Source organism: Pseudactinotalea sp. HY160, from assembly GCF_009372055.1.
In the GTDB taxonomy this organism is placed as follows: Bacteria; Actinomycetota; Actinomycetes; order Actinomycetales; family Beutenbergiaceae; genus HY158.
The window spans coordinates 1-12,472 of the sequence record NZ_WHMT01000018.1 but is presented as its reverse complement, the minus strand read 5'-3'; the positions used below and the strand labels follow the sequence as shown (position 1 = coordinate 12,472).

Below are 12,472 nucleotides of genomic sequence, written 5' to 3'. Positions count from 1 at the left end.
AGAGCTGTGTACGCGCGTGCATTGGAGAATAGTGTGGACGCATGGATAGTCTTACAGGTGAGGTCACGACCCGAGAGCTGCGCAGCCGATTGTTGGATGTTCTTTGTCGTGCGATGTACGCCGGGGAGCGTATCGGAGTGACCCGCAACGGCGAGCTTGCCGCAGTCGTGGTTGGCGTGGTTGACCTCGAAGCTCTTGAAGAGTTCGAGATGGCCCAGGATGTTGCCGCCTACCGTGAGGCGATCGACGCCGACGATGGCGCGAGTGTCGGTCTCGACGAGCTGCGACGCGAGCTGGTGAAGTGAGCTAGAGCGGCGAGCTGGCCACCGCTGCCGCCCGCCAGGTGAAGAAGCTGCGTCGGCCGATCCGTGACCGCGCCCGGGATGCTGTGGAGGACCTGGCTGAGGATCCGCGGCCGCACGGGGCGAAGAAGCGCATCGGTGAACAGCGCGCCTGGCGCATCCGTATCGGGGACTACCGCGTCATCTATGACGTCGTCGATAGGGCCCTGACTGTCACCGTCGTGCGCGCTGCCCACCGCCGCGAGGCGCATGACCGCCAACGATCGTTTCGGGTGAGGTTCTGATGAAAGCGAAGGATCGCACGGGAGGGATAGATCGTGGCTCATGCGAGCGCCATCGCACAGCCCACTCAGGTTGAGGTCGAGGACCGTTTGGCGTTCGCTGACGCCGCTCTCGCTTTGGCGGGCCACGAGGTCACCGACCCGATGCTGCGCACGATGGAGGAGGCGACTGCCGCGTTCCGCTTGGTGGAGCTGCGTTAGCACCCATCGTTGGCCGGTTCGACTATGCCCACATGAAGGCGATCCGCAGCGTGATCTTCCAGGACGTTTACGAGTGGGCCGGAGTGCCGCGTGTCGGCCCGAGCGGGTCTATGCCTCACGGCGCCGGGTAGCGGGGGCGCCGGTAGCGGCAGGCAAGAGTGCCGACCCGCTGGAACGGTGCGCCGGAGCCGCGCTGGACCTGGGAGAGTGGGCGGGGGCGCTCGCCGCCTCGCCCACCGAAGCATCCGGACGATCTGGACGATGTCGTGACCGAACTCCTGCCCGTCGAACAGGCCGAGCGCCTGGGCGCGAGCCTGCTCGAATACCTGGCCACCACGTTCAACCTGGCCGAGGTCGAGACCCAGGCCGCGTTCGCGGAGTTCCTCTCCGACCCGGCGGCCGGGATCTTCCGCGGCCCCCACGTGCGGCTGCGCCTGCCCTTTGCGCCGGCACCGGACGGCTGGCAGCAGAGCCTCGACGTGCTTCCCGCGATCACCCCGTACGGTCATCAGGCCCGCGCCTTCGAGCGGCTCTCCACCCGGCGCCAGGGGGGCCCGCGGCCGACGATCGTGACCACCGGTACCGGTTCGGGCAAGACCGAGGCGTTCATGGTGCCGATCCTCGATCACGCCGTGCGCGCCAAGGCGCGCGGCATCCGCGGGATCAAGGCGCTCATCCTCTACCCGATGAACGCCCTGGCCAACGACCAGGCCGCCCGGCTCGCCCGCGACCTCACCACGAACCCGGCCTATGCCGGTGTCACGGCGGCCCTGTACACGGGTGAGGCGAGCGAGACCAAGCGCACGCGCGTCTCGGAGGCCGGGCTCATCACCGACCGGCGCGTGATCCGGGAGAGCCCTCCGGACCTCCTGCTGACCAACTACAAGATGCTCGACCAACTCCTGCTCCGCGGGGACGACGCGCCGCTGTGGCGCGAGTCGGCCACCTCGCTCACCTACCTCGTGATCGACGAATTCCACTCCTACGACGGCGCCCAGGGCACCGACGTGGCCATGCTGCTGCGCCGCCTCGGCGCCACCCTCAAGGCCCACTGGCAGCAGTCGGAGCCATCGGATGAGCCCCTGACCGAGGCGGACTGGGCCCGCCCACTCGGGCGCATCACCCCGGTGGCCACCTCGGCCACCCTCGGCGACGAGGGCGACCCCGCCGCGATCCTCGCCTTCGCCCACACGGTCACCGGCGAACAACTCGAACCGGGTGCCGTGATCACCGAGACCCGCCTGAGCGCCGCCGAGTGGGCGCGCGGCGCGGTCGCCGAGACCGACCGCCGCGGCTACACGCAGGTGCCGGTCGACCGCACGCTCATCGCCGACGTCATGACCGACCTGCACGCCGCCTTCGCCGATCCGGACCCGAACGCGGGCCCCGCGCCGCTGAGCATCGCAGCCGACCCCGGCGCCGGTGCCCGCATCCTCCTCGGGCACCTCTACGAGGACGCCGGCGGCCGGCGCCCCGACCTCGCCGCCGCCACCCCCGCGGATCTGCTCACCCTCGTCAAGGCGCACGACTTCACCCACAAGCTGCTCGCCGCAACCGCATCGGCCGTCGACATCCGCGCCCTGGCCTCGCAGCTCCTGCCGGACCAGCGCTACCGGCCCGGCCGGCGCAATTCACCGGTCGCGTTCCTCGGCGCGGTGTTCTCCGTGCTCAGCCACCTGCGGGCCACGTGCGGGCGCGGCGCCCCCTCGGTCGACGTGCACCTGTGGGTCCGGGAGCTCTCCCGCATCGACCGCACGATCGGCGGCGAGGGCGCCCTGTTCCGGTGGGGTGATGACGGCGTCCCGGCCGGCTCCGAGGACGCCGTCACCCACGCCTTCCCCGCCCTCTACTGCCGCCACTGCGGCCGCTCCGGATGGGGAGTGCTCCTCGCCGGAACCGGTACGAGCCTCGACCCCACCGACGCGACGATCCGGCGCGAACACCTCGGCCGCAACGACCGCTTCCGGGCCCTGCTGCACGCGCCCGGCGAGGTCGCCGCCGCCGAACGCGGCCGGCCGCTTGCCAACCTGCGCTGGCTCGACGCGACCGAACGCCGCCTGAGCATCGACCCGCCCGAGCGCGCCGCGATCGAGGCCGGGCTCGCCGTGCCCGTGCTCACCCAGGTGGGGGAGGAGGCCGGGGAGAACTCCACGAAGGACGTGTGCCCCTCGTGCGAGGCGAAGGACGCGATCCGCTTCCTCGGCTCGGCCATCGCCACCCAGCTCTCCGTCGCCCTCGGCGCCGTGTTCGGCACCGCCCACCTGAGCGAGGCGGAGAAGAAGGCGCTCGTGTTCACCGACTCGGTGCAGGACGCCTCCCACCGGGCCGGGTTCGTGGCCGCTCGATCCCACACCCTCACGCTCCGCTCGGTCATGCGCGACCACATCGACTCCGAGCCGACCGACCTGACCAGCCTCACCCGGGAGATCCTCAGCGCCGCCGGCACCGACGCCCGCCGCCGCTACCGGCTCCTTCCCCCCGCGCTCGCCGAACGCGAACGCTTCGCCCCCTTCTGGCAGGAACCGACGGCGCGCAACGCCGCCGTGCGCACCCGGATCGAGCGGCGCCTCGCCCTCGACATCGCCCTCGAATTCGGGCTGCGCACCAACGTCGGCCGCACCCTCGAGGCCACCACGAGCGTGGCCGTCGGCATGCTCATCCCCGACGGCCGGCTCATCTCGGCCGCCCGGGCGGCCCTCGCCGAGACCGGCGCCGAGCAGCTGCTCCCGCCCGACGACGTCACCCTCGTGCGGTGGGCCCGCGCCGTGCTCGCCCACATGCGCACCGGCGGGGCGATCGCCCACCCCTGGTTCGGCAAGTACCGCGAGCACGACGGCAACCGCTGGTTCCTTACCGGCGGGCGCGCCCGTGAGGACGGCATGCCCTGGTTCGGCCTCGGCACCTCCGCCCCGACCTTCCCGTATCACGGCGGCGCCCCGGCCAAGAACGCCGACCTCGAACCCATCGCCTCCCGCCGCGGCTGGTACGCCGGCTGGACCGCCAAATGCCTCGGCACCGGCACCGATTCCGGCGCGCACCTGGCCCGGGCACTGTTCACCGAACTCGCCCGGCGCGAGGTCATCGGCACCCACACCTCGCCCGCCGGCACCACCACCTACCACCTCGACCCGGCCACCGTGCTCGTGCAGGCCGCCACGCTCGAGCACGCCGGGGAGGGCCGCCTCGCCACCGCCTGCGACACGTGCGGGGCCATCACCCGCGGCATCCCCGCCTACACCGCCGCCCTGGCGGGCGGGCCGTGCCTCGTGCACCGCTGCCCCGGCCGGCTCGAACCGCTGCGCCAGGCGAACAACTTCTACCGGCGCCTGTACGCCACGCCCGACCCGCGCCGCATCGTCGCCCGGGAACACACGAGCATGCTCCCGGTCGAGGACCGGCTCGCCTACGAGAACCAGTTCAAATCCGACCACCCCGCCCCGGACGCACCGAACGTGCTCGTGGCCACCCCGACGCTCGAGATGGGCATCGACATCGGCGACCTGTCAACCGTCATGCTCGCCTCCCTGCCGCCCTCGACCGCCTCCTACGTGCAGCGGGTCGGCCGGGCCGGGCGCCTGACCGGGAACTCCCTGGCCGTCGCGTTCATCGCCGCCCGCGGCACCCAGTTGCCCGCGTTCAACCACCCCGGCCGCACGATCAACGGCGCCGTCCGCCCGCCCGTGACCTACCTCGACGCCGAGGAGATCCTCCGCCGCCAATACCTCGCCTTCGCCGCCGATGCCCTCGCTCGCCAAGGCGCGCACCGCGTGAACCGGGCCGAGGATGTGCTCAGGACGAGCGCCCCTGGGAGCTACCTGGGCGACCTCATCCGCGCCGCCGAGGATCTGGGCCTCCCCGGTGCCTTCCTCGCCACCCTGCCCACCCTCGCCCCCGACGTCGCCGACCGGCTCCGGCACTGGGCGACCCCGCTCGCCGCACCCGCCGACAGCGGCCTCGCGGCCCGCTGCCACCGGGCCGTGCAGGACTGGAACCACCAATACGAACTCTTCGGCCACCGCATCGCCGAGATCGACGCCGCCCTGCCCGAACTGGCCGAACGCGCCGCGAGCCCGGCGGCCACGAGCGAGGACGTCACGGCCCACCGCACCGCGATGGCCGCCAAACGCCAGGCGGCTCGGCTGCGCGGGGACCTGCGCAGCGCGCAGTGGATCAGCGCCCTCGAGGAGGCGGGCCTGCTGCCCAACTACACCCTCATCGACGACTCGGTCACCCTCGACGTCTCCCTCAGCTGGATCGACCCCGACACCGACTCTTTCCAGGAGGACGCCTTCAGCCTCGGCCGGGGCAGCGAACGCGCCCTGCGCGACTTCGCGCCCGGGGCCACGTTCTACTCCCGCGGCTACGCCGTGGAGGTCGACGCGATCGACTTCTCCCGCAGCCGGCACCGCATCCGCACGTGGGCGTGCTGCGCCGCCTGCGGCCACGTGCACGATGTGGCGGACGGTCCCGCCCCGGCCCGCTGCCCTCGCTGCGACAAGCCCGAGATCGCCGATATCGCCCAACGGATCGAGACGGTCGAACTCACCCACGTCTCCTCGATCATGCGCCGCGAGGAGGCGGCCATCGACGACCGCAGCGACGACCGCCGCCGCACCTCGTTCACGGTCGCGACCCTCGCCGACCTCGACCCGGCCACCGCTCACTCCTGGTTCGTCGAGGGCCAGGGCATCGGCGTGCGCTACGCCCGCGACACGACGCTGCGCTGGCTCAATCTCGGGCCGACCCGCGAGGGCGGCGTGAGCGCCACGATCGCGGGCGTGACCGCCTCCGTGCCGCTCTTTCGCATCTGCCCGACCTGCGGAAAGCTCGACTCCGCCAGCGGCCGCAACGAGCCGCGCGACCACCGCCCCTGGTGCGCGGAGCGCAAGGAACAGAACGAACCCACCCGCGCCGTCGCCCTCAGCCGCACCCTGCGCACCGAGGCCCTGAGCCTGCGCCTGCCCATCGGGCTCACCACCGGCGACCTGTTCGCCGTGCCCTCGCTCCGCGCCGCCCTCCTGCTCGGCCTCGAGAAGCGCCTCGGCGGCGCCCCCGATCACCTCGGCCTCGCCGTGGTCACCGATCCGATGCCGGGCGCCACGGAGAACCCGCCCGCCCTCCTGCTCTACGACCGGGTGCCCGGCGGCACCGGCTACCTCGCCGAACTCGCCCAGCCCGCGGCCATGTGGCACCTGCTCGCCGGCGCCTGGGAGGCGCTGCGCAACTGCGCTTGCGCGCGTGGGGACGACGCCCGGCTCGCCTGCGAGGACTGCCTCCTGCCGTACGCCGCGCCCGGGCAGGTCGAGCTGACCTCCCGGGCCGCCGCGCAGCGGCTCCTGCGCGAACTGCTCGACCCGGCATCGGCCGCGGATGAGCTTCCCGCAGCCTGCCCGTGGGTCACGACGACCGAGGAGCCGGGCGCCCCCGACCTCGAGTCCTACCTCGAACAGCACCTGCGCAAGATGCTGCGTGAGCGGCTCGAGACCTTCGGCGCCACGATCGGCGACGAGCCCGGTGACCGGGGAGTGAGCTGGCGGATCACGATGCCCGGCGGCGGGCGGTGGCGGCTCGACCCGCAGCAGGACCTGCACGGATCTCGGCCCGACTTCCTGCTCACCTCCGCCGACCAGCACGTGCCCGCCACGGCGATCTTCGCCGACGGCTGGCGCTACCACGCCTCGGCCGGCCACAACCGGCTCGCCGACGACGCCGCCAAGCGCGCCCTCCTGCGCGAGGCCGGCTACCACGTGCTCTCCCTCGCCGCCGCCGACCTGGAGCCGGGGGAGCGGGCCGTGGGCTGGTTCGACCGGGGAACCAGCGAGGCTCTCATCGCCGAGGCGCAGCTCTCCCCGCGTGCCCTCGGCCGGATCACCCGGCCCGGCCTCGACCTCCTCGTCGACTGGATCCAGGATCCCGACGAACTGCACCGCAGCCAGGTGGCCCAGTGGCTCCCGCTCATGTTCATCGCTTCCGGCCAACGAGAGATGCTCCCCGCAGGCGCCGGGCTTGCCGGCCTCGCGCTCGACGCCCTCACCGACGGTTCCCGCCCCGAGGACGTCCTGCTCGCCGCGGCGAACTCGGGGGACTCGGGGGACTCGGGGGACTCGGCACCCGACCATCACCTGGCGGGCCTCCTGCGCGCGGGCACCCTGACCGTCGCGGCCCAGGCGCTCGACGCGGCCGGGTCCCGCTCCCGGATCGCGGTCGTGCTCGACGACCGCCGGGTGGGCCTCGACCACGCCGACGCCTGGCGGGCCTGGCTGCACCTGTCGAATCTGCTCGCCTTCCGCACCGACCCGACCCTCATCACCGTCGCCTCCGCGCTCGAGACGGACACCGCCGCCGAACCGGCGCACGCGCCACGCCTCGACGTGAGCCATCGCGAACGCCTCGACCTCACCCCCGCCTGGCAGGAGGCGCTCGCGGAGGCGACGAGCAGCGAGCGCGGCCTGCTCGAGGCGATGGTGAGATACGACGTGAGCCTGCCTGCGCCGTCCATAGGCCTCGAAGTGGGCGACGGGCTCCCGCTCGGGCCGAGCTGGCCCACGGCCCGGCTCACCGTGGACGACGACTACGACGACGAGACCCGCGCCGAGATCGAGGAACTCGGCTGGCGAATCCTGGCCGCCGAGGTCGGGGCAATCCAGGCGGGCCTCGCCGCGGCCGGGCTGAGCGCCACCGACACCGACGCCGATCTCGCTCCCAGGGAGGACTGAGTCATGCCGCAGCTCATCATGATGAAGGGCACGCCGACGATCGACGGCTCCGCCAAGCGGGCCGTGCAGAGCTTCTTCGAGAAGCTCACCCGCGACGACACCACCCCGGGGCTGAACATCGAGCCGATCATCGGCTCGCTCGATCCGCGGGCCCGGACGGGCCGTGTGGACGGCTTCTACCGAGCCGTGCTCATCCGCCTCCAGGGTGGGCAAGACGCCACCTACGTCTACGCCGGCACCTTCGCGCATGACGACGCGATCGCCTACGCCAAGCGCGTGCGGCTCACCCGCAACCCGATCAACGGACTGCCCGAGCTGGAGGAGATGGTCGCGCCGCGGGCGGATCGTGCGCCGGCGGCTTCTGTGGCACCTGCCGCGCCGGAACCGGTCGCCTCGCCACCGGGCCCGCCCGCTCGTGTTTCCGCGCCCCCTCCCACCGGTGGCAGCCGGCCCGCGTACGCCGTGCTCGGCAGTCACACCCTCGCGGACCTGACCGGGGCGGGGGTGCGTGAGGACATCGCTGCCGCAGCGCTGGCGCTGGTGACGGAGGACGCCCTGCTCGACTTCGCGGCGGACCTGCGGCCGGCGTGGCAGGGGGCACTGCTCGTCGCCCTCGCCTGCGGAGAAGGCCTCGAGGAGGCGCTGGCCGGCCTTGGGCTCATCGAGACCGGCGACGAGGACGAGGGTCTCGATGAGGAGGAGAACACCGAGGAGCCCGCGGTGGCGGCGGCGCCGCGGGGCGAGGACGACGAGCTGCTCGAGGCCATGCGCCGCCCCGCCGCCGGGCTCGACTTCGCGATCGTCGAGCCGACCGAGGAGGGGATGGCCGAGTTCTTCGAGGTGCTCGACGGCGGCACGTTCGCCCAGTGGCGGGTGTTCCTGCACCCGCAGCAGCGGGCCTACGCCAGCCGCTCCCGCAACGGTGCCTTCCGGCTCTCGGGCGGGGCGGGCACGGGTAAGACGGTCGTGCTGCTCCACCGGGCGCGGGCGCTGCACGCCAAGGACCCGGCCGCGCGGATCGTGCTCACGACGTATAACCGCACGTTGGCGCAGTCGCTCGCCGAAGGGCTGGAGTTGCTCGATGGCGGTGTGCCGCAGGTGGACATCGGCGCGGCCGGGGTTGCCGTGGCCGGGATCGACGCGTTCGTGCGCCGCGTGCTCGCCGACGCCGGGCAGGCGGTGGGGGAGCCGGGGCCCGGCGGCGTGAGCCCGGTGGCACGGATCCTCGGTGAGCGGACGTCGTCGATCATGGGCATCACCCGCGATCGCGCCTGGCAGTCGGCGATCGACGGCGTGGCGCAGGTGCCGGAGGTCGTGACGCCCCAGCTACTCGAAGCGGAGTATTCGCTCGTGGTGCTGCCGAACCGGATCACGACCGAGGACGACTACCTGCGGGTGCGCCGGCCCGGGCGGGGAGTGCGGCTCGGGCGCTCGCAGCGCCGGGCGGTGTGGTCGGTCATCGCCGCCTACCGCGCACAGGCGGCCGCCGAGGGCACGACCGACTGGGACGAGAAGGCGATGATCGCCGCCGCCCACCTCGACGACCGGTTGGCACAGGGGTGGGAGCGGCCGGCCGATCACGTGCTCGTCGACGAGGCGCAGGACCTCACGCCGGCCCGGCTCCGCTTCCTGCGATCGCTCGTGAGCGAGGGCAGGAACGACCTGTTCCTCGCCGAGGACGCCCATCAGCGGATCTACGCGCCCAAGGTCGTGCTCTCCCACGTCGGGATCAACATCCGTGGGCGCTCGCGCCGGCTCACCCTGAACTACCGCACGACGGCCCAGAACCTGGGATACGCGGTCCGCGTGCTCGAGGGGGCGGACTTCACGGACATGTCCGGGGAGGCGGTCTCGACCCACGGGTATCGCTCGGCCCGCCCGGGGGTGCCCCCGATCCTCGCGGGCTACGGCTCGGCGAGCGAGGAATACGACGGGGTCGCCGCCCGGATCGCGGAGTGGACCTCGGCGAGCGGCGCGGCCGGCGGGGCACCGACGATCGGGCTGCTGTGCGCCTCGAAGTGGCGCGGCCAGGCGTGGGTGCGTGAGCTCGCGGATCGCGCTATCAAGGCGACGTTCGTCGGGGCCGACAGGAATCCGCCCGCGCCGGGCACCGGCGCCGACGTGACCGTCATGACGTTGCACCGCGCCAAGGGGATGGAGTTCTCCAAGGTGATCATCACCGGGATGAACGCCCACGACGCCTTCAGTGCGCGGCCCGGGCAGGAGGACGACGCGGCCGACGAGGCCCTGCGGCAGCGCTCCCTGCTCTACGTCGCCTCGACCCGGGCCCGGGACGAACTTGCGATCACGTGGGTGGGGGAGCCGCACGAGCTGCTCAGAGCACGGCACAGTACTGAGAACAAGGACATGAGGGAGGCCTGAGCCTGGATCCACCGCCCACTGACGTCGGCTGTACGCGGCCTTCCTTGGCGGCAACCACACGCATACGCGGGAGCCTTCAACAAGCAGACTCCACGTTGAAGGCTAGAATGTTAGTCTTCAATATGGACCGTTCTTGTTGAAGACTCGCCACATGGAGGGCCTGATGCCGCAGTCACGACGCCCCAAGGGGACGCCCGCCGGTGGGCAGGGCACGCAGGCGCAGCGTCACGTGGGCGCACAGCGGCCGGCTTCCTGGCCGGCGCTCACCTACGAAGAGCACCCGTGGCACGTCACCGCCGAGCAGGCTCATCGCCTCGGGGCCGTCGAGACCCGGCGACTGTCACGCCCGTACCGGGCCGCCCTACCTCCGCAGATCGCCGACCTGGACGTCATGGGCGCGCTGGAGCGGAGCACGTTGGAGGCGGCCGAGGACGCTGCGGCCCTGACACGGGAGTTCGATGCCGCGATGGCAGCCCTTCCGGTGCCGATGCCTGCGATCCTGCTGCGATCAGAGTCGGCGTCAAGCTCCGGGATCGAGAACCTCACCGCGAATGCTCGCAACATCGCGGCCGCCACGATCGGTGCCGACGCCAAGGAGAACTCGGCACTCGTGGCAGCGAACGTGGCAGCGATGCGCGAAGCACTGGCTCACCTCGGCCCACTCGACCTCCCGACAATCCTGTCCATTCATCGAGTGCTACTTGTGACATCGCGGCCAGATGCCGCTGGGGTGCTCCGCGGTGAGCAGGTGTGGGTCGGTGCCTCCGACCAGAGTCCCCACGGTGCCCCATTCGTCGCCCCGCATCCCTCCCACGTCCCGGCCCTGATGGGCGACCTGCAGCGGTTCATCGAGCGCCGTGACATGCCGCCCCTGGTCCACGCCGCCATCGCCCACGCGCAGTTCGAGACGATCCACCCGTTCAGCGACGGCAACGGACGAACCGGTCGGGTCCTGGTCCACTCCATGCTGCGCACCTCGGTGCCGATCACGAGCTCCACCGTCCCCGTCTCCGCCGGCCTCCTGGGAGATACCGGCAGCTACTTCCGCGCGCTGACCGACTACCGTGACGGCGACCCGGGCCGCATCGTGACCTCCATGTCCCTGGCCGCCCACGACGCAGCCCGCTACGGAAGGGCGCTGGCCCAGCGCATCGTCGAAACCCGCTCGGGGTGGGTCTCCTCGATCGACGCGCGCTCTGATTCAGCGGCCTGGCGACTCGCGGACCACCTGTTCAGTCAGCCGGTCGTCAACGCCGCCCACGTATGCACTGCGCTCGACGTCTCCGACCGAGGTGCCCGCAACGCGATTACGAAGCTCGTCGAGGCGGGCGTACTGCGCAAGGCGGTCCTTGGACGCCGGCGGAACGTCGTCTGGCAGGCTGACGCGGTTCTAGCGGCAATGGACGACTTCGCCCGCGCGGCCGCCCGCAGACGCTAGAAGTCCCCGCCGGGGAATCAGTGTGGGGCCCCGAAGTCGGCTTCACCGCCTCAGACCTCGTCGTCGGACAGTGCGTCAGGCGGCGGCCGCGATACGCAACGCCGCCATCAGCCTGCTTTGACTGGCCGGCCGGACCTACCAGCGCCGCTGCAACCCCGTGAGCGTCGCGAAAGCGGAATCCCGGGTGACGAGCGGGATGTTCTCGACGATCGCCTGCCCGGCGAGCAGCCGATCGAAGGGATCCCGATGGTCCCAGCGTAGGGAGCCCGCATACAGGGCGTGCTCGGTGGTGAGGTCGAGTGGTTCGGCTTCGATGTCAGCCATGCGCCGTGACCATGCGGCGAGCAGCGGCTCGGCCTCGTCGAACTTGCCTAGGCGCACCTTGGTTGCGACCTCCATGGCGGAGACCGCGGACACGAGGAGGCGGGTGTTCCGGTCTGCCAGTTCGGCCCGAAGTGCGGAGGGAATCCGCCGTGACGCGCCGAGCAGCCAGACGAACGTGTGCGTATCCAGCAGGTACGTCACTCCCATGCCGCGAGTTCCTCCTCCGGAAGCTCGTCGAAGAAGAAGGAGTCGGGCAGGTCGATCGGGAGAGTGTCGAAGGTGCGTTCCCCGACCGGATCGATCGGCGTGAGCCGCACGACGGGATGGCCGGATCTGGCCACGGTGATCTCCTCTCCCCGTTGGGCGCGTGTGATGAGTCGGGAAAGGTGGGTCTTCGCCGCCTGCACATTGACAATTTCCATGCGACCTATTGTGGGTGGTCTAGTTGGTCTGGTCAACCAGTTTTCGGTGCGTCTGGGGCTCTCGTATCGCCGGGCCGTATGGTCGGTCATCACCTTGGACCACCGCACGACCGCGCAGAGACTCACCTACGCTGTCGGCGTGCTCATGGGCGCGAACTTCACGAACCCTTCCGGGAAGCGGGCTCGACCCACGGGTATTGCTCGGCCTGGCGTGGGTGCGCGGCCGGGACATGAGGGCGAGGCCCTGCTGCAGCGCTCCCTGCTCTACGTTTCCTCGACCCCTACGTGTCAGGCTGAGTTGAGACCAGGTCCTCATAGCAAGTATGACTCGTAGGGTGAGACTAGGAACGATCCGATGATGATGCCGAACGCGTTGAAGATGATGAACGAGAACAGTCAGGAGGAC

At 71.5% G+C, this 12,472-nt stretch carries 8 protein-coding genes; 6 read left to right on the top strand and 2 right to left on the bottom strand.

Translation table 11 applies throughout. From position 1 onward, the window contains the following. Positions 1-41: 41 nt before the first annotated feature. The 6 genes from GCG21_RS13410 (at position 42) to GCG21_RS13385 (ending at position 11,320) form a co-directional block, all read left to right on the top strand. On the top strand, positions 42-305 hold the full coding sequence (locus GCG21_RS13410; RefSeq protein ID WP_152910188.1) for a type II toxin-antitoxin system prevent-host-death family antitoxin: 264 nt from the start codon (positions 42-44) through the stop codon (positions 303-305). 14 nt (positions 306-319) lie between these two features. After that, positions 320-586, top strand: a complete 267-nt coding sequence (locus tag GCG21_RS13405; protein WP_152910187.1) for a type II toxin-antitoxin system RelE/ParE family toxin — start codon at positions 320-322, stop codon at positions 584-586. Between the two features lie 33 nt (positions 587-619). Next, positions 620-784, top strand: coding sequence for a hypothetical protein (locus GCG21_RS16350; RefSeq protein WP_194165100.1), 165 nt, complete (start codon positions 620-622; stop codon positions 782-784). Between the two features lie 266 nt (positions 785-1,050). Continuing rightward, entirely contained in the window at positions 1,051-7,500 is a 6,450-nt protein-coding gene (locus GCG21_RS13395; protein WP_370517521.1) for a DEAD/DEAH box helicase, read from the top strand. Between the two features lie 3 nt (positions 7,501-7,503). Beyond that, positions 7,504-9,882: a UvrD-helicase domain-containing protein gene (locus GCG21_RS13390; RefSeq protein WP_152910186.1), complete on the top strand. Its 2,379-nt coding sequence runs from the start codon at positions 7,504-7,506 to the stop codon at positions 9,880-9,882. Positions 9,883-10,045: 163 nt separating this feature from the next. Next, entirely contained in the window at positions 10,046-11,320 is a 1,275-nt protein-coding gene (locus tag GCG21_RS13385) for a Fic family protein (protein WP_194165095.1), read from the top strand. A 135-nt stretch (positions 11,321-11,455) separates the two neighbouring features. Here the strand turns inward: GCG21_RS13385 and GCG21_RS13380 are convergent, their stop codons facing one another. Together GCG21_RS13380 and GCG21_RS13375 are read right to left on the bottom strand one after the other, a co-directional pair. Continuing rightward, complete coding sequence (locus tag GCG21_RS13380) at positions 11,456-11,851, bottom strand: type II toxin-antitoxin system VapC family toxin (RefSeq protein WP_152910184.1); 396 nt, start codon at positions 11,849-11,851, stop codon at positions 11,456-11,458. After that, positions 11,842-12,066, bottom strand: coding sequence for a type II toxin-antitoxin system Phd/YefM family antitoxin (locus GCG21_RS13375; RefSeq protein ID WP_152910183.1), 225 nt, complete (start codon positions 12,064-12,066; stop codon positions 11,842-11,844). Before GCG21_RS13375 ends, GCG21_RS13380 begins: the two co-directional genes overlap by 10 nt. Positions 12,067-12,472: the final 406 nt, after the last annotated feature.

Coding starts and splice junctions, on each gene's coding strand:
- GCG21_RS13410 (WP_152910188.1), top strand. CDS start 42: ATGGATAGTCTTACAGGTGAGGTCACGACCCGAGAGCTGCGCAGCCGA.
- GCG21_RS13390 (WP_152910186.1), top strand. CDS start 7,504: ATGCCGCAGCTCATCATGATGAAGGGCACGCCGACGATCGACGGCTCC.
- GCG21_RS13385 (WP_194165095.1), top strand. CDS start 10,046: ATGCCGCAGTCACGACGCCCCAAGGGGACGCCCGCCGGTGGGCAGGGC.
- GCG21_RS13380 (WP_152910184.1), bottom strand. CDS start 11,851: ATGGGAGTGACGTACCTGCTGGATACGCACACGTTCGTCTGGCTGCTC.
- GCG21_RS13375 (WP_152910183.1), bottom strand. CDS start 12,066: ATGGAAATTGTCAATGTGCAGGCGGCGAAGACCCACCTTTCCCGACTC.